The organism is Pseudomonas sp. MMS21 TM103, assembly GCF_022132145.1.
In the GTDB taxonomy this organism is placed as follows: domain Bacteria; phylum Pseudomonadota; class Gammaproteobacteria; order Pseudomonadales; family Pseudomonadaceae; genus Aquipseudomonas.
Window position 1 is genome coordinate 327,314 of sequence record NZ_JAJISP010000002.1, and the last position, 21,221, is coordinate 348,534.

Genomic DNA, 21,221 nt, shown 5'->3' on the forward strand with positions numbered 1-21,221 from the left:
GGGTTATCTCCTTGAAAGACCATGCCCCTAGACCTGAACGGCTAGAAGGACTCCACCCAGCATAGTCAATAAAAACCACCCGACTGTCTGACAGCACACATATAGCCCTCTTTCTTACAAGAGAGTCGAATCGTGCAGCATCTGACTGACGACCGCGCGCAACTTGCCGGGCTTGACCGGTTTATTGAGCAGCGGCATGCCCATGCGCTGCAACTCGCGGCGGCACTGATCACTTCGATCCGCGGTGATCATCACCGCTGGAATCGGTAAATCAAAGTGCTGACGCAACTTGGTCACCACAGCGCAACCCAGAACATCATGATCCAGATGGAAGTCCGCCAGAATCAAATCCGGTGCCTGCCCATCAAGCGCCTGCACGGCGGCCTCCTGATCGACCGCAGTTACCACCACGCACCCCCACTGCTCGAGCAACGCCGCCATGCTATGCAGGATGCTCAACTCGTTATCCAGCACCAACAGGCGCCGCCCCGGCAGCGGATCACCAATCATCGGTTGAACAGATACAGCCACCGGGGCCGCGTTAATAACCCGCTGCGCCAAGGGTACCCGAATGGCAAACACCGACCCGCGTCCAGGCTGCGAGCGCACCTCGATCGGATAGCCCAACATCCGCGCAATCCGCTCGACTATCGCCAGCCCCAGACCAACGCCCCTGCGTTCGGCGGCGCGGCCGACATTCAGCTGGTTGAATTCGAGAAAGATGTTTTCCAGCTGATCCTGGGAGATGCCGCGGCCAGTGTCCCACACCTGCAGATCGAGGAAGTCGCCGCGTTTACGCACGCCCAAGAGGATGCGGCCCTGCTCGGTATAGCGACAGGCGTTACTGAGGAAATTACGCAGGATGCGCGTCAGCAGGCGGAAATCCGTGCTGATCGTAAAGTCGGGGATGCGCACCTTCAGGTGCACCCCCTCGGCGGCGGCGACCGATTGAAACTCGGAGGCCAGAGGCGCCAGCAAATCCTGCAAACGATAGGCATCAATATCCGGTTTGATCGCCGCCTGGTCGAGCTTGGAAATCTCCAGCAAATCGGTGAGGAGATCCTCGGCCCCCTCCAGGGCCTGGTGGCTGCGCTCGACCAGATGGTGCTCGGCGGTCGGCAAGCTGCGCTCGCGCAGGGTGGAAATCAGTAGGCGCGCCGCATTCAGCGGCTGCAACAGGTCATGACTGGCGGCCGCCAGGTACTTGTCCTTGCTGTGGTTGGCCGTCTCGGCGGCATCGCGCGCATCGCGCAGGGCCTGTTCGATGCGTTTGCGCTCGACGATCTGCTGCAACAGGTTGCGATTGGCTTCCTGCAACTCGGCAGTCCGTGCGCTGACCCGTTGTTCCAGCTCTTCATTGAGCTGCTGCAAGCGCTGCTGGGCCTGCTTGCGCTCGGTAATGTCGGCGACGAAGCCTTCGAACAGCCCCTCCGCGTCCGGTTTGAGCAGCAGGTTCATCAGCACATCGATAACCCGGCCGTCCTTGCGCCGCAGCTGGGTTTCGTAGCCGATCAGGCCGCGCTCAGCTTCCAGCGCTTGACGAATGTGCTGCATTTCCTCGGCACCGCCAACGAACAGGTAGGTGGCCAGGTCGGTCAGCGACCAGAGCACTTCTTGCGGGTCGTCATACCCGAGCATTCGCGCCAGGGCCGGATTGGCCGCGCGCAACCCCTCCTGCAGGCTGGCCTGGAAGATGCCGTGCACGGCATGCTCGAACAGCCATTTGTAGCGATTGCGCTCGGTTTCCAGGTCTTCCAGGCGCGCCAGCAGTTCAGGGTAATGGCTCTTGCGCACCGAATGGGCGCCCAGCCCGAGCAGGTCGGTGAGCGCCTGACGTTGCTGCTCAGAGGGCTTCGGCATAGACGACCTCAACATCGCCCTGGGTCGAATCCCGCGGGTTGGTGAGAATGCACGGATCCTGCATGGCATTGCGCGACAGGAATGGAATGTCGGAACTGCCGACCCCATGCAGCCCCAGGGTTTCATGGAAGCCGACCGCGTGCTTGAACTGGATCAGGTGCTCGACCAGGCGTTGGCGGATCTGTGGATGACTGAGGCCACGACTGTCGACACCGAGGGTCTCGGCGACCATCTTGAAGCGATCCGGCGAGGCGTTGTAGTTGAACGCCACCACATGTTCGACCAGCACTGCATTGCACAGACCGTGCGGCAGGTCGAGGAAGCCACCGAGGCTGTGCGACATGGCATGCACAGCACCGAGGATGGCGTTGGAAAAGGCCAGGCCGGCCTGCATGCTGCCGAGCATGATCTTCTCGCGCAGGGCGATATCATTGGGGTTGGCAATCATGGCCACCAGGTTGCCATTGATCAGGCGCATGGCCTCCAGGGCATGGGAGTCGGTCAAGGGTCCCGAACCGGTGGAGACGAAGGCCTCGATGGCATGCACCAGGGCATCGATGCCGGTGCAGGCAGAGAGGAACGGATCCATGCTCAGGGTGGTTTCCGGGTCGATCAGCGAGACGTCGGGCACCGCGCCCTTGCTGACGATGGAGAACTTCATCCGCTCGTCCTGATTGGAGATGATCACGAACTGCGACACGTCGGCCGAAGTACCGGCTGTGGTGGGGATCAGGATCAGCGGCGGACTCGGCACGCGCAGGGTATCGACGCCCTCGAACTCGATAATATTGCGGCCATGGGCCACGGCGATGCCAATGCCCTTGGCGCAGTCCATCGGGCTACCGCCGCCGACCGCCACTATCACGTTGCAGCCCTGGCTGAGGTAGGTCTCGGCACCGAGCATCACCTCTTCGCTGCGCGGGTTGGGCGATACCTGGGTGTACAGGCAGTGCTCGATGCCCTGGCGCTGCAGACTGGCCTGCACATCGGCAACCCAGCCGGCCGCCATGACGCCCGGATCCGAAACCAGCAGCACCTTGCGCGCGCCGTAGTTGGCGGCGTAGTTGCCCACGCTATGCCGGCAGCCTGCACCAAAGACGATTTCCGGCGAGACGAATTTACGATGAAAACTGATATCGGCGCTCATGCCACGGCCTACTGCTAGTTATTCTGACTACCACTCAGCGTACTGGATTCACCTGCCAATGCAATGCCACCTGAGTCGGGTGGCTGTCGGGGTGTAGCAGGGGTGTTCCGGCAGCAGCAATCTTGGCCGCGTACGGCAAATCCTCGCGGATGCAGACGGTAGCGTTCGCAGTCGAGACCGCTGCCACAGGCATCCCGGCAAGCTATTGCGGGTGGTTCAAGCAGGCTGCAGCAGGCGCTGGTAGAAGCGCCACTCCTGTTCCAGGGCATGGGCCTGATTGCGTGCCTGGCGAAAGCCGTGACCTTCCTGCGGATACAAGTGGTAGTCCACCGCCATGCCGCGCGCACGGAGGGCGGCAACCATGGCCTCGGTCTGCGCCGGGAGCACCACCGCATCCTGGCCGCCCTGGAAGAAGATCACGGGCGCCTCGATCTGCTCGACATGCAGCAAGGGCGTGCGCGCGGCATAGCGCTGCGCATCCCGAAGCGGATCACCGATCAGCCAATCGAGGTAGTCGGCCTCGAACTTGTGCGTCACCTGACGCAAGGCCAAGGGGTCACTGACTCCGTAGAGACTCGCGCCGCCGCGAAATGTCCGGCTGAAGGCCAAGGCGCACAGGGCCGTGTAGCCGCCGGCGCTGGCACCACGAATAAAGGCCTTGGCCGGATCGATCAGGCCGAGACCAGAGAGGTGCTCGACCAACGCGCAGGCGTCCTCGACATCCAGCGCGCCCCATTGCTCATGCAGACGCATCCGATAGGCACGGCCAAAGCCGGTGCTGCCGCGATAGTTGAGGTCGGCCACGGCAAATCCGCGCTGAGTCCAGAACTGGATGCGGGGGTCGAACACCGGGTAACACGCCGAGGTCGGCCCGCCATGCAGGAACACCAGCAGCGGCGGCTTTTCCCCTACCGGGCCACGAAAGCCGCCGTTATGTGGCGGGTAGAAGAACCCACGGCAGTCTTGCGCACTGCCGCTGGCGAACAGCAGCGGCTGCGGGCGTGATACCTCGGCCTGCGGCAAGGCGACTTCGGCACTGGCCAGCACCCGGCACTGTCGGCTACTGCGGTCGATCGCCAGCACTTCACTGCCGCGTTCGGGTGAGGCAGCGATCAGGTAGAAGTTCGTCTGATCGGCAGCCAGTTGGCGAAAGCGGCTGTAGCCCTGGGCCAGGCGCGGCCCGCTGGCGCCGCTGAGCTCGCGCTCGGCCAGCAGCGCGAAACCCTCCTCGAACCAGCTCAGCAGAAGGCTGTCGCCATCCAGCGCCAGATAATTGCGGTTGCCCAACTGCCAAGGCGCTGCCGCATGATCGGCAGCGGCGCTAGGCAGGGCAAGCAAATGACCCTGGTCAGCCTCGCGCCAGGGTTGCCAAAAACCATGGCGATCGCTCAGTACCAGCAAGCGTCCCTGGATGTCGAAACAGGGTTGTTGCAGCGATTCTTCAGCCGTTTGCCCGGCGACTACCCGCGTATCGCGCCAGACCCCCTGGGCATCGCGCCGGGCGCAGCACAGGCGTGTGGCGATCCAGGGTTGCTGCGGACGATCCCACTCGATCCAGGCCAGACGCTGGCCATCGCCGCTGACTGCCGGCCCGGCATAGAAATCGCAACCTTCGGCCAGCACCAGCCGCGCACCATCGGCTAGGGCGATGCTGACCAAGCGATGGGTGACCTGCCCTGCCCCATGACTTTCCTCGACGGCAACTATCGCCTGGGCCAGCGGGTCGAAGTGCAGATCACCGAAACGGCAGTCGAGTTGCCGGCTCAGCGCCTCGGGGACTGCCCCCAGACGCTGCCAATAGATCTGCTGATCGGCCTCGTTGACGAACGCCAGGCCATCATCGGTCAAACAGAAGGCGCCGCCGCCGTATTCATACACCCGGCTACGCACCGACATCGTCGCAGGCGTCAGGCACTCGCGCTGCTGCGGCGTGCAGTACCACAGCGTCGAGCGCGCATCGACCGGATCATATTGCAGCCATACCACACCACCCAGCCCGGCGCGCAGCTCGGCGAAATCGCGACCGGCCGCAGCCGCCTGATCGCTCGACCAGGCGCTGTGCCAAAACCCATAAGCTGCGGTCGTAGTGCTCAAGGCGATAGTTACTCCCTCAGACCTTGCAGATCAGCTTAGAGGCTTGCTCGTTGCGGAACTGCAACGTATCCAATGCCCCTGGCGCCTCTTCGGCTTCCAGGCGGGCTTGCACAATCAGGTCATGATGCGCCGACTTGCTGCACACCGGATCGGCATTACTGGCGTCACCGGTGAGCATGAACGCCTGGCAGCGACAGCCACCGAAATCCTTGGCCTTCTCGTCACAGGAGCGGCAGGGCTCGGGCATCCAGTCGTCGCCGCGAAAACGGTTGAAACCGAAGGAGTGGCGCCAGATGTGCTCGATGCTGTGCTCGCGCACATTGGGAAACTGCACCGGCAACTGGCGCGCGCTGTGGCACGGCAGTGCGGTGCCGTCCGGAGTGATGTCGAGGAACAGGTTGCCCCAGCCGTTCATGCAGGCCTTCGGCCGTTCCTCGTAGTAATCCGGAGTGACGAAGATCAGCTTGCACGGGTGGTTCTCGGCCGCCAGCTTGACCCGCCATTCGTTGGTGATGCGCTCGGCACGCTCGAGCTGGGCGCGGGTCGGCAGCAGGCCTGCGCGGTTGAGTTCGGCCCAGCCGTAGAACTGGCAGGTGGCCAGCTCGACGAAGTCCGCCTCCAGCTCTAGGCACAGCTCGATAATGCGTTCGATATTGTCGATATTGTGCCGGTGGGTGACGAAATTCAGCACCATGGGATAACCGGCCGCCTTGACCGCCCGGGCCATCGCCAGCTTGTGGGCGAAGGCCTTCTTCGAGCCGGCCAGCATGTTGTTCACTTCCTCATCGGCGGCCTGAAAGCTGATCTGGATATGATCCAGGCCGGCTTCGCTGAAACTGGCGATGCGCGCCTCGGTCAGGCCAATTCCGGACGTAATCAGGTTGGTGTAATAGCCAAGATCCCGCGCGGCCTTGATCAGCTCGGCGAGGTCCTGGCGCACCAGCGGTTCGCCGCCGGAAAAACCCAGCTGCGCCGCACCCAACGCACGGGCCTGGCGAAACACCTCAATCCATTCGGCAGTCGTCAGCTCCTGACCTTGCTGGGAAAAATCCAGCGGGTTTGAGCAATACGGGCACTGCAGCGGGCAGCGATAGGTCAGCTCGGCCAGCAGCCACAGTGGCGGGCCCGGCTCATGGCCCGGTTTACTGCAACTCGATCCAGAACTGAGCATTGGCTACCTCCATAAAGGCCAGGATGTCCTCATCGAGTCCCGGCACGTCCGGGAAACGCTCACTCAAGGTGTCGATGATCTGGCCGACGCTGTGCGCACCATTGACCTGCTGGAGAATTTCCCCGGCACTGTCGTTGAGTTTGATCATGCCTTCCGGATACAGCAGCACATGGCAGTTCTGCACGGGCTCCCATTGCAGACGAAAGCCGCGGCGCAGCTTGGGCACTTGCTGCATGGTCAACTGATTCATAGGCTGATACCTCGATGCCAAACCCGCGCACTGGTGACCGTGTGGTAAGGCGCACGCTCCAGCTCGTAAGCCATGCTCATGGCATCGAGCATGCTCCACAGTACGTCCAGCTTGAATTGCAGAATCTCCAGCATGCGCTGCTGATCCTCGTAGGTCGTGTAGTGCTGCAGGGTAATGCGCAGGCCGTGCTCGACATCGCGGCGAGCCTCTTTCAGGCGCTTGCGGAAGTAGTCGTAACCGCTGGCGTCGATCCAGGGGTAATGCTGTGGCCAGGCATCCAGGCGCGACTGGTGAATGGTGGGGGCGAACAGTTCGGTCAGCGAGCTGCTGGCCGCCTCCTGCCAGTTGGCGCGGCGGGCGAAGTTGACGTAGGCATCGACGGCGAAGCGCACCCCCGGCAACACCAACTCCTGGGACAGCACCTGCTCGCGGTCCAGGCCCACGGCCTCGGCCAGGCGCAGCCAGGCTTCTATGCCGCCCTCCTCGCCAGGCGCGCCGTCATGGTCGAGGATGCGCTGCACCCACTCGCGACGGGTGTCGCGATCCGGGCAGTTGGCCATGATCGCCGCATCCTTCAGCGGGATGCACACCTGGTAGTAGAAGCGGTTGGCGACCCAACCCTGGATCTGCTCGCGGCTGGATTGGCCGGCGTACATCGCCCGATGAAATGGATGATGGATATGGTAGTAGGCGCCCTTGGCGCGCAATGCCTGCTCGAACTCGGCAGGGCTCATCGCGGTTTGGCTCATGTGCCTGGCTCCTTACAGATTGATGCTCAGGCCGTCCCAGGCGACGTCGATAGCGTGGGCATTGAGCTCGGCACGTTCCGGCGAATCGACATCGAGGATCGGATTGGTGTTGTTGATATGAATCAGAATTTTCTGCTGGGCCGGCAGGCTGTCGAGCACCTCGATCATGCCGCCAGGGCCGCTTTGCGGCAGATGGCCCATTTCGCTGCCGAGCTTGTCGCCGACCTCGCACTGGCGCATTTCATCGTCGCGCCACAAGGTGCCGTCGACCAGCAGGCAATCGGCGCGGCGCATCCAGCCCAGCAGCCGATCATCCACCTGCCCCAGCCCGGGGGCGTAGAACAAAGTGCCCCCCGTGCGCAGGTCTTCGACGAACAGGCCAATGTTATCGCCCGGGTGCGGGTTGCCGCGGTGCGGCGAATACGGCGGTGCGCTGCTGCGCAGGGCAATCGCGGTGATCTGCAGATCCGGGCAGACGGGAATGCTGAACGGCACGCCATCCAGTTCGATCAGGTTGTGCCGCAAGCCACCGTTCCAGTGCTCGAGCATGGTGAACAGAGGAAAGCCCGTAGTCAGATCCTGATGCACCATCTCGGTACACCAGACTTGATGCGGACAGCCTTCGCGCAGGGTCAGCAGACCGGTGCAGTGATCAATCTGACTGTCCATCAGCAAGACGGCGCCGATCGCCGTGTCCCGCGGTTTACGCGCGGGCTGCAGGGCCGGGAACGACTCGATCTGGGCGCGGATATCCGGCGAAGCGTTGCACAGGATCCAGTCCTTGCCGTTATCACTCAGGGCAATCGAGGACTGGGTGCGTGGCTGCGCGCGCAGGCTGCCGTCACGCACGCCACGGCAGTTGCGACAGTTGCAGTTCCACTGGGGGAAGCCGCCGCCGGCGGCGGAACCGAGAATCTGGATATGCATGGCGAATACCGAGTGAGATGCCCCGACAGTGCCGGGGCAAGGCCAATCAACGATTGGCGAAGTACATGGTGACTTCGAAACCAATACGCATATCGGTGAAGGCGGGTTTAGTCCACATGGCGCGGTCCTCTTCTTAGCAAGCCGGCAAATTCCGGTGGTGCTAGTTATGCACCCAGAAAGCGCGCGACAGAATGGTACTTTGGGAGGAGGCCGGACTGGTATTGGTAGGACAGGCCGAGGCCCAGGCAAGAGCCCGCATCCTGCACAGGGGAGCCAGGCTGCGCGGATTCAGTTGGCTTTTTTAAGTTTGAACGACGACCGTCACGTCAAAGGCCTGTGTGCAAGTGCGCTGTTGCCCGACGCCACTGCCAGCTCCTGATAGCGAGTTCGCAAGGTGTAACCCTGCTTCAGGATGGGACAGCTGCTGCAACAAACTCCAACACCGATGCCCCAGCTTTCTCATTGCCGAGGATCCCGCTATGCATTGGCTGTTTCCATGACACCGCTGTGCTCTATCGAATAAGGGGCAGCGCAATCCGCAGACATTCCTGGACTGTTCGGCGCCGCCAGTTTATCCAGGTGACCCAAGGTGATTCGCCATGCTGGCGATCCACCGCAGCCCGACGCATCAGCACAGCGCCGGACCATCAGCAAGCGGGTTCCTGGAAAGCAAAGTGGCGCTATGCTGAAACTATCGGGAGAGCAATCATGCACGGTTATCAGGTGACCTTCTTCACCCAACAGAATCGGCGTTACAAGGGCAAGATGCTCGCGGATTGGCTGGTCACCGTGGCCAAGGAAATGCATTTGCGTGGCGCCACCCTGGTTTCCGGGATCGAGGGCTTCGGGCACACGGGCAAGCTCCATTCCTACCACTTCTTCGAACTGGCCGATCAGCCGATGGAAGTCTCTCTCGTGCTCAGCGAAGAGGAATGCCGTCAGCTGTTCGAGCGATTGCAAGAGGAAGATTTCAGCTTGTTCTACGTGAAAATCCCAGTCGAATTCGGCACCCTCGGCCAGCAAGGCGGGACCGCGACGACCTGTTGAAACCCGCCAGCCCGGCAAGACGCCGTACGCAAACCCACCCTCGCCTCCAACAAGGGCGCAAGACTTGAGCAGGGCTGTCGAAGGATTTTTTTCAGCACAAAGCCACCGGATCAGCGAAGCACGCCTAGTATTGAGTAAACCACTGTGACTCAGTCACAGGGAGTGATGCGTCAGCAACACCCGTCCTTGTCGAGGAGTACGGCATGCCTGAGGTGGTATCGAGCCTGGCCCATAACTGGGGGTTTGCGATTTTTCTGCTGGGCGTAGCTGGGTTGTGCGCCTTCATGCTGGGGGTCTCCAGTCTGCTGGGCAGTAAGGCCTGGGGGCATAGCAAGAACGAGCCATTCGAGTCGGGCATCGTTTCTACAGGCGGTGCGCGCCTGCGCTTTTCCGCCAAGTTCTATCTGGTTGCGATGTTGTTCGTGATCTTCGATGTCGAAGCCCTGTTCCTCTTTGCCTGGGCCATTTCGCTGCGCGAAAGTGGTTGGCCTGGGTTCGTCGAAGCCTTGGTGTTCATCGTCATTCTGCTGATCGGGCTGTTTTACCTGGTGCGCATCGGTGCACTCGACTGGGCGCCACAAGCGCGGCGTGAACGCCTCGCCAACCAGCACAAACCTTGAGGTGCAGGCATGCAGTACACACTCACGCGAATTGATCCCGACGCCGCCAACGCGCAGTACCCGATTGGCGAGCGGGAGACCGTCGCTGACCCACTCGCCGGCCAGGTGCACCGCAACATTTACATGGGCAAGTTGCACGAGGTACTCAACGACTCGGTCAACTGGGGCCGCAAGAACTCGCTGTGGCCCTACAACTTCGGCCTGTCCTGCTGCTACGTAGAGATGACCACGGCCTTCACCGCCCCGCATGACATTGCCCGCTTCGGCGCCGAAGTGATCCGCGCCTCGCCGCGCCAGGCAGATTTCATGGTCATCGCCGGCACCTGCTTCATCAAGATGGCGCCGATCATCCAGCGCCTCTACGAGCAGATGCTCGAGCCCAAGTGGGTGATCTCCATGGGCTCCTGCGCCAACTCCGGCGGCATGTACGACATCTACTCGGTGGTCCAGGGGGTCGACAAATTCCTCCCGGTGGATGTCTACGTACCCGGCTGCCCGCCACGGCCCGAGGCGTTCCTGCAAGGTCTGATGCTGTTGCAGGAGTCCATTGGCCAGGAGCGCCGGCCGCTATCCTGGGTGGTCGGCGACCAGGGCATCTACCGCGCCGATATGCCCTCGCAACGCGAGCAACGACGCGCCGAACGCATTCAAGTGACCCACCTGCGCAGCCCCGACGAGGTGTGAAGCTAGATTTCCGCTAACGGACAGCGAGCGAACGCATGACTGCATCAAGCGCCCAGCACACACAGTCGCAACCGCCCGCCACGCCTGACGTGGTGACAGAGTTGCAGGCACGGTTCAGCGCCGACAGTCTGACCGTGCAAGACACCCGTACTGGCATGCCGGTGCTCTGGGTCGAGCGCGACCTGCTGCTGAAGGTGCTGAACTACCTGCGCCATCTGCCCAAGCCCTACGTGATGCTCTACGACCTCAGCGCCATGGACGAGCGTCTGCGCACCCAGCGCCGCGGCCTGCCGGTCGCGGACTTCAGCGTGTTCTACCACCTGCTGTCGATCGAGCGGAACAGCGACATCATGCTCAAGGTCGCCCTGCAGGAACACGACCTCAGCCTGCCCAGCGCCACCCGCATCTGGGCCAACGCCAACTGGTACGAACGGGAAGTCTGGGACCTGTTCGGCATTCGTTTCGACGGCCACCCACACCTGACCCGGATCATGATGCCGCCGACCTGGGAGGGGCATCCCCTGCGCAAGGACTACCCGGCGCGCGCCACCGAGTTCGACCCCTACAGCCTGTCCGCCGCCAAGCAGGATCTGGAGCAGGAAGCCCTGCGCTTCAAGCCGGAAGACTGGGGCATGCAGCGCCACAGCGAGTACGAGGACTTCATGTTCCTCAACCTGGGCCCCAACCACCCCTCCGCCCACGGCGCCTTTCGCATCATCCTGCAACTGGATGGCGAAGAAATCGTCGATTGCGTGCCGGAAATCGGCTACCACCACCGCGGTGCCGAGAAGATGGCCGAGCGCCAGAGCTGGCACAGTTTCATTCCCTACACCGACCGCATCGACTACCTCGGCGGGGTGATGAACAACCTGCCCTACGTGCTGGCGGTGGAGAAACTCGCCGGCATCAAGGTGCCGGAGCGGGTCGATTTCATCCGCGTGATGCTCGCCGAGTTCTTCCGCATCAGCAGCCACCTGCTGTTTCTCGGCACCTATATCCAGGACGTCGGCGCCATGACCCCGGTGTTCTTCACCTTCACCGACCGCCAGCGCGCCTACCAGGTTATCGAAGCGATCACCGGCTTTCGCATGCACCCGGCCTGGTACCGCATCGGCGGCGTCGCCCATGACCTGCCGCGCGGCTGGGACAAACTGGTGCAGGACTTTGTCACCTGGCTGCCCAAGCGCCTCGACGAGTACGAAAAAGCCGCACTGCAGAACAGCATCCTGCGCGGTCGCTCCATCGGCGTGGCCGCCTACAACACCGCGCAGGCGCTCGAGTGGGGCGTCACCGGCTCGGGCCTGCGCGCCACCGGACTGGACTTCGACCTGCGCAAGGCGCGGCCCTATTCCGGCTATCAGCACTTCGATTTCGAGATCCCCCTGGCGCTCAATGGCGATGCCTACGACCGCTGCATCATCCGCGTCGAGGAAATGCGCCAGAGCCTGCGGATCATCGAGCAGTGCCTGCGCAATATGCCCGCCGGCCCATACAAGGCCGATCACCCGCTGACCACGCCGCCGCCTAAGGAGCGCACCCTGCAGCACATCGAAACCCTGATCACCCACTTCCTGCAAGTGTCCTGGGGGCCGGTCATGCCGGCCAACGAATCCCTGCAGATGATCGAGGCGACCAAGGGCATCAACAGCTACTACCTGACCAGCGACGGCGGCACCATGAGTTACCGCACGCGCATCCGTACGCCGAGCTTCCCGCACCTGCAGCAGATCCCGGCGGTAATCAGGGGCAGCATGGTCGCCGACCTGATCGCCTACCTGGGCAGTATCGACTTCGTCATGGCCGACGTGGACCGCTGATATGACTGACTCGCTGATCCAAACCGACCGTTTCACCCTCAGCGCCAGCGAACGCCTGGCCATCGAGCACGAACTCGGGCATTACGAAGACCCGCGCGCGGCGTCCATCGAGGCGCTGAAAATCGTCCAGCAGCACCGCGGCTGGGTGCCGGACGGCGCGATCCCGGCCATTGGCGAGATGCTCGGCATCCCGGCCAGCGACGTGGAAGGCGTAGCCACCTTCTATAGCCAGATTTTTCGCCAGCCGGTGGGCCGCCATATCATTCGCCTGTGCGACAGCATGGTCTGCTACCTGCAGGGACATGAGTCGATTCAGGCCGCGTTGCAGCAACGGCTGGGCATCGGCCTGGGTGAAACCAGCAGCGACAACCGCTTCACCCTGCTGCCGGTGTGCTGCCTGGGCAACTGCGACAAGGCGCCGACCCTGATGATCGACGACGACACCTACAGCCACCTGGATGCCGACCATGTGGCCGAGTTACTGGAGCGCTACCCATGAGCTGCGTCTCCTTCAGTACCGCCAACCTGAGCCCGCGCAGCGCGGAAAACCAGCCGTTGACCTGGCGCCTGCGTGACGATGGCGAACCGGTCTGGCTCGACCAATACGTCCACCAGAATGGTTATGCCGCCGCGCGCAAGGCGCTCGCTCAGTTCAGCCCGGAGCAGATCACCCAACAGGTCAAGGACAGCGGCCTCAAGGGCCGTGGCGGCGCCGGCTTCCCCACCGGGGTGAAGTGGGGGCTGATGCCCCAGGACGACACCCAGAACCAGCGCTACCTGCTGTGCAACGCCGACGAGATGGAGCCCAACACCTACAAGGATCGCCTGCTGATGGAACAGCTGCCGCACCTGCTGATCGAGGGCATGCTGATCAGCGCCCGCGCGCTCAAAGCCTATCGCGGCTATATCTTCCTGCGCGGCGAATACGTCGACTGCGCACGGCACCTCAAGCGCGCCATCGCCGAGGCGGAGGCGGCCGGCCTGCTCGGCCGCAATATCCTCAGCAGCGGCTTCGACTTCGAGCTGCTGGTGCACAGCGGCGCCGGTCGCTATATCTGCGGCGAAGAAACCGCGCTGATCAACTCCCTGGAAGGGCGCCGGGCCAACCCGCGGGCCAAACCGCCCTTCCCGGCCGCCGTCGGTGTATGGGGCAAGCCGACCTGCGTCAACAACGTCGAGACCCTGTGCAACGTGCCGGCGATCATCGGCAACGGCGTCGACTGGTACAAGGCCCTGGCCCGCCCCGGCAGTGAAGACATGGGCAGCAAGCTGCTGGGTTTTTCCGGCAAGGTGAAGCATCCCGGGCTGTGGGAGTTGCCCTTCGGCATCCCGGCCCGCGAGCTGTTCGAGGACTACGCCGGAGGCATGCGCGACGGCTATCGGCTGAAAGCCTGGCAGCCGGGCGGCGCCGGCACCGGTTTTTTGCTGCCCGAGCATCTCGATGCGCCGATGTGCAGTACCGGTATCGCCAAAGTCGGCACGCGCATGGGCACAGGTCTGGCCATGGCGCTGGACGACAGCGTCAACATGGTCGGCCTGCTGCGCAATATGGAGGTGTTCTTCGCCCGCGAGTCCTGCGGCTTCTGCACCCCCTGCCGTGATGGCCTGCCCTGGAGCGTCAAGCTGCTCGGCGCCCTGCAACATGGCCAGGGCCAACCCGGCGATCTCGAGATCCTCGAACAACTGTGCACGTTCCTCGGCCCGGGCAAGACCTTCTGCGCCCATGCTCCGGGCGCCGTCGAGCCGCTGGCCAGTGCACTCAAATATTTTCGTGACGAGTTCGAGGCGGGGATTGCCACAACGCCCCCGACCCCGACCAACCAGGCGCTCGCGGTGTAACGGCATTTGCGACGCAGGCCGCAGGCGCATCAACGATGACCTTAGCCCGCCCACTCCCATGGGCATGAGAAGACTGAAGAAATGGCCACTATTCACGTAGACGGCAAAGCATTCGAAGTCGATGGTGCGGCTAACCTGCTCCAGGCCTGCCTGTCGCTGGGGCTGGATATTCCCTATTTCTGCTGGCATCCGGCGCTCGGTAGCGTGGGCGCCTGCCGGCAGTGCGCAGTCAAGCAGTTCAGCGACGAGAACGACACGCGCGGGCGCCTGGTGATGTCCTGCATGACCCCGGCCAGCGACAACAGCTGGATTTCCATCGACGACGAGGAAGCCAGGCAGTTCCGCGCCAGCGTGGTCGAGTGGCTGATGACCAATCACCCGCATGACTGCCCGGTGTGCGAGGAAGGCGGCCACTGCCACCTGCAGGACATGACGGTGATGAGCGGGCACAACCGCCGGCGTTACCGCTTCAGCAAACGCACTCACCAGAACCAGGAACTGGGCCCCTTCATCGGCCACGAAATGAACCGTTGCATTGCCTGCTACCGCTGCGTGCGCTACTACCAGGACTATGCCGGCGGCAGCGATCTGGGCGTATATGGTGCCCACGAAAATCTGTACTTCGGCCGCGTAGAGGACGGGGTGCTGGAAAGCGAGTTCTCCGGCAACCTCACCGAGGTCTGTCCCACCGGGGTGTTCACCGACAAGACCCACTCGGCCCGCTACAACCGCAAGTGGGACATGCAGTTCGCCCCGAGCATCTGCCATGGCTGCTCGCTCGGCTGCAACATCAGTCCCGGCGAGCGCTACGGAGAGATACGGCGCATCGAAAACCGCTTCAATGGCGCGGTGAACCAGTATTTTCTCTGCGACCGCGGGCGTTTCGGCTATGGCCATGTCAACCGCACAGACCGTCCGCGCCAGCCGATGATGATGCTGAGCAAGATGACGATGGGCCTCGACTCGGCCCTCGATCAGGCGGCGGCGTTGCTCAAGCCGCGCAAGGTGATCGGCATCGGCTCGCCCCGCGCCAGCCTGGAGAGCAACTTCGCCCTGCTTGAGCTGGTCGGCGGCGCAAACTACTACTGCGGCATTGGCGCCGCAGAACTGGAGAACCTGAGCCTGATTCGCGATCTGCTGCTGAACGGGCCGCTGCCGGTACCGACCCTGCGCGAGGTGGAAAGCCACGATGCGGTGTTCGTCCTCGGCGAAGACCTGACCCAGACGGCCGCCCGCCTCGCCCTGGCCCTGCGCCAGGCGGTGAAAGGCAAGGCCACTGCCATGGCCGCCGCGATGAACATTGCGCCATGGCACAGTGCCGCCGTGCAGAACATTGGCCAACAGGCGTTGCACCCGTTGTTTATCGCCAGCGTCACGGCGACCCGCCTGGATGACATCGCTGCCGAATGCGTGCATGCGGCCCCAACCGACCTGGCACGCCTGGGCTGCGCCGTGGCCCACGCCATCGACCCGAACGCGCCAGCGGTACAGGGCCTTCAAGGAGAAGCCGTCGACCTGGTGCAGCGCATCGCCGCGGCCCTGCTCGAAGCCGAGCGCCCCTTGCTGGTCTGCGGCGCCTCCCTGGGCTGCACGGCGCTGATCGAAGCGGCCGCGAATATCGCCAGTGCCTTGCACAACCGTGGCAAAAACGCCTCCATCAGCCTGGTCGTCGCGGAAGCCAACAGCATGGGCCTGGCACTGCTGCTGGATGAACAGCTCGGCGAACAGTCGCTGGACGCCGCCTTGCAGATCCTGAGCAGTGGTCAGGCCGATGCCGTGGTGGTGCTGGAAAACGACCTCTACCGCCGCGCCGACAGCGCCAGGGTCGACGCCGCGCTGCATGCCGCCAAGCTGGTGATAGTCGCCGACCATCAACACACGGCCACCACCGCCAAGGCTCATTTGCTGCTGCCCGCGGCCAGTTTTGCCGAAGCCGACGGCACCCTGGTCAGCCAGGAAGGCCGCGCCCAGCGCTTCTTCCAGGTATTCGATCCCGCTTACTACGACGCCAAGGTGCTGGTGCGCGAGAGCTGGCGCTGGCTGCATGCGCTGCACAGCACCCTGCTTGGCAAGCCGGTCGACTGGACCCGACTGGATGAAGTCACCGCCGCCTGCGCGGCCAGCAACAGCCTGCTGGGTAGAATCGGCGAAGCCGCCCCGAATGCCTCGTTCCGCATAAAAGGCCTCAAGTTGGCGCGCGAACCCTTGCGCTACAGCGGCCGCACCGCCATGCGCGCCAATATCAGCGTGCATGAGCCACGCCAGCCGCAGGACCAGGACTCGGCCCTGGCCTTCTCCATGGAAGGTTATTCCGGCACTCAGGAACAGCGTCAGCAGATCCCCTTTGCCTGGTCACCCGGCTGGAACTCGCCGCAGGCGTGGAACAAGTTCCAGGACGAAGTCGGCGGCCATTTGCGCGCCGGCGATCCGGGCGTACGCCTGATCGAAGCCAAGGGTGAAGCGTTGCCCTGGTTCGGCGTGCCCGCCGCGTTCGAGCCGGCACCTGGCACCTGGCAGGCCGTGCCCTTGCATCATCTGTTCGGCAGTGAAGAAACCTCCGCCCGCGCCGCGCCGCTGCAGACGCGCATCCCGCAGCCCTATGTCGCAGTGGGCGAGGTCGACGCCGAGCGCCTCGGCCTTGGCGATGGCGCGCTAGTCGCGCTTACCCTTGATGGTCAGGTGCTGCGATTGCCGTTGCGCCTGTGTGCCGAGCTGGCCAGCGGACTGATCGGCCTGCCGGTCGGCTTGCCCGGAATCCCGGCGGTGATCGCCGGCGCCGTGGTGACGGAGTTGCAGGAGGCGACGCCATGAACTGGTTGACTCCCGAGCTGCTGGCGATCGTGCTCGCGGTACTCAAAGCCGTGGTGATTCTGCTCAGCGTGGTGATTCTCGGCGCCCTGCTCAGCTGGGTCGAACGCCGCCTGCTCGGTCTCTGGCAGGATCGCTACGGGCCTAACCGGGTGGGACCGTTCGGCATGTTCCAGATCGCCGCGGACATGCTCAAGATGTTCTTCAAGGAAGACTGGACGCCACCGTTCGCCGACCGGTTCATCTTCACCCTGGCGCCGGTTATGGCCATGAGCGCGCTGTTGATCGCCTTCGTGGTGGTGCCGATCACCCCGACCTGGGGCGTGGCCGACCTCAACATCGGCCTGCTGTTCTTCTTCGCCATGGCCGGCCTGTCGGTGTATGCGGTGCTGTTCGCCGGCTGGGCCAGCAACAACAAGTACGCCCTGCTCGGCAGCCTGCGCGCCTCGGCGCAGACGGTGTCCTACGAGGTGTTCATGGGCCTGGCGCTGATGGGTGTGGTGGCCCAGGCCGGCTCGTTCAACCTGCGCGACATCGTCGACTACCAGCACCAGCACCTGTGGTTCATCATTCCGCAGTTTCTCGGTTTCTGTACCTTCTTCATCGCCGGAGTGGCAGTCACCCACCGCCACCCGTTCGACCAGCCGGAAGCCGAACAGGAACTGGCCGACGGCTACCACATTGAATACGCCGGGATGAAGTGGGGCATGTTCTTCGTCGGTGAATACATCGGCATCGTGCTGATCTCGGCGCTGCTGGTGACCCTGTTCTTCGGCGGCTGGCACGGCCCGTTGCTGCCGCCTTTCGCCTGGTTCGCGCTGAAGACCGGGCTCTTCATCATGGTCTTCATCCTCCTGCGCGCCTCCATCCCCCGGCCACGCTATGACCAGGTGATGAACTTCAGCTGGGTCTTCTGCCTGCCTCTGACCCTGCTCAACCTTCTGGTAACCGGCGCCTTGGTGCTGGCCGCCGCCGACTAGGAGAACCAGTATGTTCAGGTATATCTGGCACATCCTGCATGGCACCTTCACCCAGTTGCGCAGCCTGGCAATGATCTTTGCCCATGCCTGGCGCAAGCGCGACACCCTGCAGTATCCGGAGGAGCCGGTGTACCTGCCGCCGCGCTACCGCGGACGCATCGTGCTGACCCGCGACCCGGACGGCGAGGAGCGCTGCGTGGCCTGCAACCTCTGTGCGGTGGCCTGCCCGGTGGCCTGCATCTCCCTGCAGAAGGCCGAAGGCGCCGATGGCCGCTGGTATCCCGAATTCTTCCGCATCAACTTCTCGCGCTGCATTTTCTGCGGCCTGTGCGAGGAGGCCTGCCCGACCAATGCCATCCAGCTGACCCCCGACTTCGAGATGGCCGAGTTCAAGCGCCAGGAACTGGTGTACGAGAAGGAAGACCTGCTGATCGCCGGACCCGGCAAGTACCCGGATTACAATTTCTACCGCATCGCCGGCCTGGCCATTGCCGGCAAAGCCAAGGGCGCCGCGCAGAACGAGGCCGAGCCGGTCAACGTCAAGGGGTTGCTGCCATGATGCCGAGGAGCCGCTGATGGAGTTCGCCTTCTATTTCGCCTCGGGTATCGCGGTGCTCGCGACCCTGCGAGTGATCAGCAACCGCAACCCGATGCACGCCCTGCTCTACCTGATCATCTCGCTGCTGGCGGTGGCGATGTGCTTTTTCGCCCTCGGCGCGCCTTTCGCCGGCGCCCTGGAGGTCATCGTCTATGCCGGGGCGATCATGGTGCTGTTCGTCTTCGTGGTGATGATGCTCAACCTCGGCCCGGCGGCCATCGAACAGGAGCGCAGCTGGCTGACCCCGGGCATCTGGCTGGGACCGGCGCTACTGGCGCTGTTGCTACTCGCCGAGCTGCTCTACGTGCTGTTCGGCATGTCCAGTGGCGCCGTGCTGGGCACTCAGGTAGTGGAAGCCAAGGCCGTCGGTATCAGCCTGTTCGGCCCGTACCTGCTGGTGGTCGAACTGGCGTCACTGCTGTTGCTGGCGGCGCTGGTCGTCGCTTTCCACCTGGGTCGATCCGAGGCGCAGCCATGATCAGCTCCATTCCGCTGGAACACGGCCTGGCGCTGGCAGGGGTGCTGTTCTGCCTGGGCCTGGTCGGCCTGATGGTGCGGCGCAACATCCTCTTCGTACTGATGAGCCTGGAGGTCATGATGAACGCCGCCGGCCTGGCCTTCATCGTCGCGGGCAGTCGCTGGGCACAGGCCGATGGCCAGGTGATGTTCATCCTGGTAATCACCCTGGCGGCCGCCGAAGCGGCCGTGGGCCTGGCCATACTGCTGCAGCTGCACCGCCGTTTTCACACCCTGGACATCGACGCTGCCAGTGAGATGCACGGATGAACCTTCTTTACCTGACGCTGCTGTTTCCCCTGTTGGGTTTCTGCCTGCTGGCCTTCTCCCGCGGGCGCTTCACGGAACAGCTGACGGCGCTGATCGGCGTCGGCTCGGTGGGCCTCGCCGCTCTGGCCGGCCTGCTGGTGGGCTGGCAGTTCTTCACCGCCCGGCCAGCCGACGGCGTGTATGTGCAGGTGCTCTGGCAGTGGCTGGCGGTAGAAGGCTTGACCCCAAGCGTCGCCCTGCACCTGGATGGTTTGTCGCTGACCATGCTCGGGGTGGTCACTGGCGTGGGTTTTCTGATCCACCTGTTCGCCTCCTGGTACATGCGCGGCGAGGAAGGCTATTCGCGGTTCTTTGCCTACATGAACCTGTTTATCGCCAGCATGCTGTTGCTGGTGCTCGGCGACAACCTGCTGCTGCTGTATTTCGGCTGGGAAGGCGTGGGCCTGTGCAGCTACCTGCTGATCGGTTTCTACTACCGTAATCCGGCCAACGGCGGCGCGGCGCTCAAGGCCTTTATCGTCACCCGCATCGGCGATGTGTTCATGGCCCTGGGCCTGTTCGTGTTGTTCCATGCCTTCGGCACCCTAAATATCCAGGAAATACTGGTGCTGGCCCCGCAGAAATTCGCCAGTGGCGATCCGCTGTTGACCACTGCGACCCTGCTGCTGCTCGGCGGCGCGGTGGGCAAGTCGGCGCAATTGCCATTACAGACCTGGCTGGCCGACGCGATGGCCGGCCCGACCCCGGTCTCCGCACTGATCCACGCCGCGACCATGGTCACCGCCGGGGTCTATCTGATCGCCCGCTGCCATGGCTTGTTCAGCCTGACGCCCCTGACCCTGGGGCTGGTCGGCATCGTCGGCGGCGTGACCCTGCTGCTGGCCGGTTGCGCCGCCCTGGTGCAGACCGACATCAAGCGCATCCTCGCCTACTCGACCATGAGCCAGATCGGCTACATGTTCCTCGCGCTTGGCGTTGGCGCCTGGCAGGCGGCGGTCTTCCACCTGATGACCCATGCCTTCTTCAAGGCCCTGCTGTTCCTCACCGCGGGCGCGGTAATCGTCGCCTGCCACCACGAGCAGAACATCTTCAAGATGGGCGGACTGCGCAAACCCCTGCCGCTGGCCTACCTCTGCTTCCTGGTCGGCGGCTCGGCACTGTCCGCCCTGCCCCTGGTCACGGCCGGCTTCTACTCCAAGGATGAAATCCTCTGGGAAGCCCTGGCCAGCGGTAACCAGCCGCTGCTGCTGGCCGGTCTACTCGGCGCCGTACTGACCTCGCTGTATACCTTCCGCCTGATCTTCATCGTCTTCCACGGCCCGCAACAGACCGCGGTCCACGCGGGCAAGGGCATCGCCTACTGGCTGCCGCTGACGCTGTTGATGCTGCTGTCGACCTTCGTTGGCGCGTTGATCGAGCCGCCCCTGGCCGGGGTGCTGCCAGACAGCGTCGGCCATGCCGGTGGCGAAGCTAAGCACAGCCTGGAACTGCTCTCCGGCCTGATCGCGGTGCTTGGCATCGCGGCTGCCGCGGCCCTGTTTCTCGGCCAGCGCGAGCTGGTCAGGCGTCTGGCCGCCAGTGTGCCGGGACGTTTCTTCAGTGCCTGGTGGTTCGCCGCCTGGGGCTTCGACTGGCTCTATGACCGGCTGTTCGTCAAACCCTACCTGTGGCTCTGCCGGGTGCTGCGGCGTGATCCGTTCGACCGCAGCATCGGCCTGTTGCCACGTCTGGCGCGGGTTCTGCATCTGCTGCTCAGCCGCAGCCAGACCGGCCAGTTGCGTTGGTATGCGCTAAGCATGGCCGGTGGCACGGTGCTGCTGCTTGGCCTGTTGAAGGTGCTTTGA

At 63.6% G+C, this 21,221-nt stretch carries 20 protein-coding genes; 12 read left to right on the top strand and 8 right to left on the bottom strand.

Annotated elements, in window-relative coordinates:
* Window positions 1–114 precede the first annotated feature (114 nt).
* The 8 genes from LJY18_RS08555 to pqqA all read right to left on the bottom strand — a co-directional run bounded on the left by LJY18_RS08555 (window position 115) and on the right by pqqA (window position 8,316).
* Complete coding sequence (locus tag LJY18_RS08555) at window positions 115–1,860, bottom strand: hybrid sensor histidine kinase/response regulator (RefSeq protein WP_238041386.1); 1,746 nt, start codon at window positions 1,858–1,860, stop codon at window positions 115–117.
* Window positions 1,844–3,007, bottom strand: coding sequence for an alcohol dehydrogenase-like regulatory protein ErcA (gene ercA / locus LJY18_RS08560; RefSeq protein ID WP_238041387.1), 1,164 nt, complete (start codon window positions 3,005–3,007; stop codon window positions 1,844–1,846). The genes LJY18_RS08555 and ercA overlap by 17 nt, the downstream gene beginning before the upstream one ends.
* A gap of 216 nt (window positions 3,008–3,223) precedes the next feature.
* Window positions 3,224–5,101, bottom strand: coding sequence for an alpha/beta hydrolase family protein (locus LJY18_RS08565; protein WP_238041388.1), 1,878 nt, complete (start codon window positions 5,099–5,101; stop codon window positions 3,224–3,226).
* Between the two features lie 16 nt (window positions 5,102–5,117).
* The gene (gene pqqE, locus LJY18_RS08570) at window positions 5,118–6,272 is read right to left on the bottom strand and encodes a pyrroloquinoline quinone biosynthesis protein PqqE (RefSeq protein ID WP_238041389.1); all 1,155 of its coding nucleotides are present in this window, start codon (window positions 6,270–6,272) and stop codon (window positions 5,118–5,120) included.
* Window positions 6,244–6,522: a pyrroloquinoline quinone biosynthesis peptide chaperone PqqD gene (pqqD, locus tag LJY18_RS08575; protein WP_238041390.1), complete on the bottom strand. Its 279-nt coding sequence runs from the start codon at window positions 6,520–6,522 to the stop codon at window positions 6,244–6,246. Before pqqD ends, pqqE begins: the two co-directional genes overlap by 29 nt.
* A complete protein-coding gene (gene pqqC, locus LJY18_RS08580; protein WP_238041391.1) occupies window positions 6,519–7,271 on the bottom strand; it encodes a pyrroloquinoline-quinone synthase PqqC in 753 nt (250 codons plus the stop codon). The genes pqqD and pqqC overlap by 4 nt, the downstream gene beginning before the upstream one ends.
* A gap of 12 nt (window positions 7,272–7,283) precedes the next feature.
* Window positions 7,284–8,198, bottom strand: coding sequence for a pyrroloquinoline quinone biosynthesis protein PqqB (gene pqqB / locus LJY18_RS08585; RefSeq protein WP_238041392.1), 915 nt, complete (start codon window positions 8,196–8,198; stop codon window positions 7,284–7,286).
* A 46-nt stretch (window positions 8,199–8,244) separates the two neighbouring features.
* On the bottom strand, window positions 8,245–8,316 hold the full coding sequence (gene pqqA / locus LJY18_RS08590; protein ID WP_003284930.1) for a pyrroloquinoline quinone precursor peptide PqqA: 72 nt from the start codon (window positions 8,314–8,316) through the stop codon (window positions 8,245–8,247).
* 590 nt (window positions 8,317–8,906) lie between these two features.
* Between pqqA and LJY18_RS08595 the strand changes: the two genes are divergently transcribed.
* The 12 genes from LJY18_RS08595 (at window position 8,907) to nuoL (ending at window position 21,221) form a co-directional block, all read left to right on the top strand.
* Window positions 8,907–9,245, top strand: coding sequence for a DUF190 domain-containing protein (locus LJY18_RS08595; RefSeq protein ID WP_238041393.1), 339 nt, complete (start codon window positions 8,907–8,909; stop codon window positions 9,243–9,245).
* 203 nt (window positions 9,246–9,448) lie between these two features.
* Window positions 9,449–9,865: an NADH-quinone oxidoreductase subunit A gene (locus LJY18_RS08600; RefSeq protein WP_238041394.1), complete on the top strand. Its 417-nt coding sequence runs from the start codon at window positions 9,449–9,451 to the stop codon at window positions 9,863–9,865.
* Between the two features lie 9 nt (window positions 9,866–9,874).
* Window positions 9,875–10,549: an NADH-quinone oxidoreductase subunit B gene (locus tag LJY18_RS08605; RefSeq protein ID WP_238041395.1), complete on the top strand. Its 675-nt coding sequence runs from the start codon at window positions 9,875–9,877 to the stop codon at window positions 10,547–10,549.
* Window positions 10,550–10,584: 35 nt separating this feature from the next.
* Window positions 10,585–12,366, top strand: a complete 1,782-nt coding sequence (gene nuoC / locus LJY18_RS08610) for an NADH-quinone oxidoreductase subunit C/D (RefSeq protein ID WP_238041396.1) — start codon at window positions 10,585–10,587, stop codon at window positions 12,364–12,366.
* A gap of 1 nt (window position 12,367) precedes the next feature.
* On the top strand, window positions 12,368–12,865 hold the full coding sequence (gene nuoE / locus LJY18_RS08615; RefSeq protein WP_238041397.1) for an NADH-quinone oxidoreductase subunit NuoE: 498 nt from the start codon (window positions 12,368–12,370) through the stop codon (window positions 12,863–12,865).
* Window positions 12,862–14,205 carry an NADH-quinone oxidoreductase subunit NuoF gene (gene nuoF / locus LJY18_RS08620; RefSeq protein WP_238041398.1) on the top strand — a complete coding sequence of 448 codons (1,344 nt, stop codon included), beginning with the start codon at window positions 12,862–12,864 and terminating at the stop codon, window positions 14,203–14,205. The genes nuoE and nuoF overlap by 4 nt, the downstream gene beginning before the upstream one ends.
* Window positions 14,206–14,286: 81 nt before the next feature.
* Window positions 14,287–17,016, top strand: coding sequence for an NADH-quinone oxidoreductase subunit NuoG (nuoG, locus tag LJY18_RS08625; protein ID WP_238041399.1), 2,730 nt, complete (start codon window positions 14,287–14,289; stop codon window positions 17,014–17,016).
* On the top strand, window positions 17,013–17,993 hold the full coding sequence (gene nuoH / locus LJY18_RS08630) for an NADH-quinone oxidoreductase subunit NuoH (RefSeq protein ID WP_238041400.1): 981 nt from the start codon (window positions 17,013–17,015) through the stop codon (window positions 17,991–17,993). The genes nuoG and nuoH overlap by 4 nt, the downstream gene beginning before the upstream one ends.
* A gap of 10 nt (window positions 17,994–18,003) precedes the next feature.
* Window positions 18,004–18,552 carry an NADH-quinone oxidoreductase subunit NuoI gene (gene nuoI / locus LJY18_RS08635; protein ID WP_238041401.1) on the top strand — a complete coding sequence of 183 codons (549 nt, stop codon included), beginning with the start codon at window positions 18,004–18,006 and terminating at the stop codon, window positions 18,550–18,552.
* Window positions 18,553–18,568: 16 nt separating this feature from the next.
* Complete coding sequence (gene nuoJ, locus LJY18_RS08640; RefSeq protein WP_238041402.1) at window positions 18,569–19,069, top strand: NADH-quinone oxidoreductase subunit J; 501 nt, start codon at window positions 18,569–18,571, stop codon at window positions 19,067–19,069.
* Window positions 19,069–19,377 carry an NADH-quinone oxidoreductase subunit NuoK gene (nuoK, locus tag LJY18_RS08645; RefSeq protein WP_238041855.1) on the top strand — a complete coding sequence of 103 codons (309 nt, stop codon included), beginning with the start codon at window positions 19,069–19,071 and terminating at the stop codon, window positions 19,375–19,377. The genes nuoJ and nuoK overlap by 1 nt, the downstream gene beginning before the upstream one ends.
* Entirely contained in the window at window positions 19,374–21,221 is a 1,848-nt protein-coding gene (gene nuoL / locus LJY18_RS08650) for an NADH-quinone oxidoreductase subunit L (RefSeq protein ID WP_238041403.1), read from the top strand. Before nuoK ends, nuoL begins: the two co-directional genes overlap by 4 nt.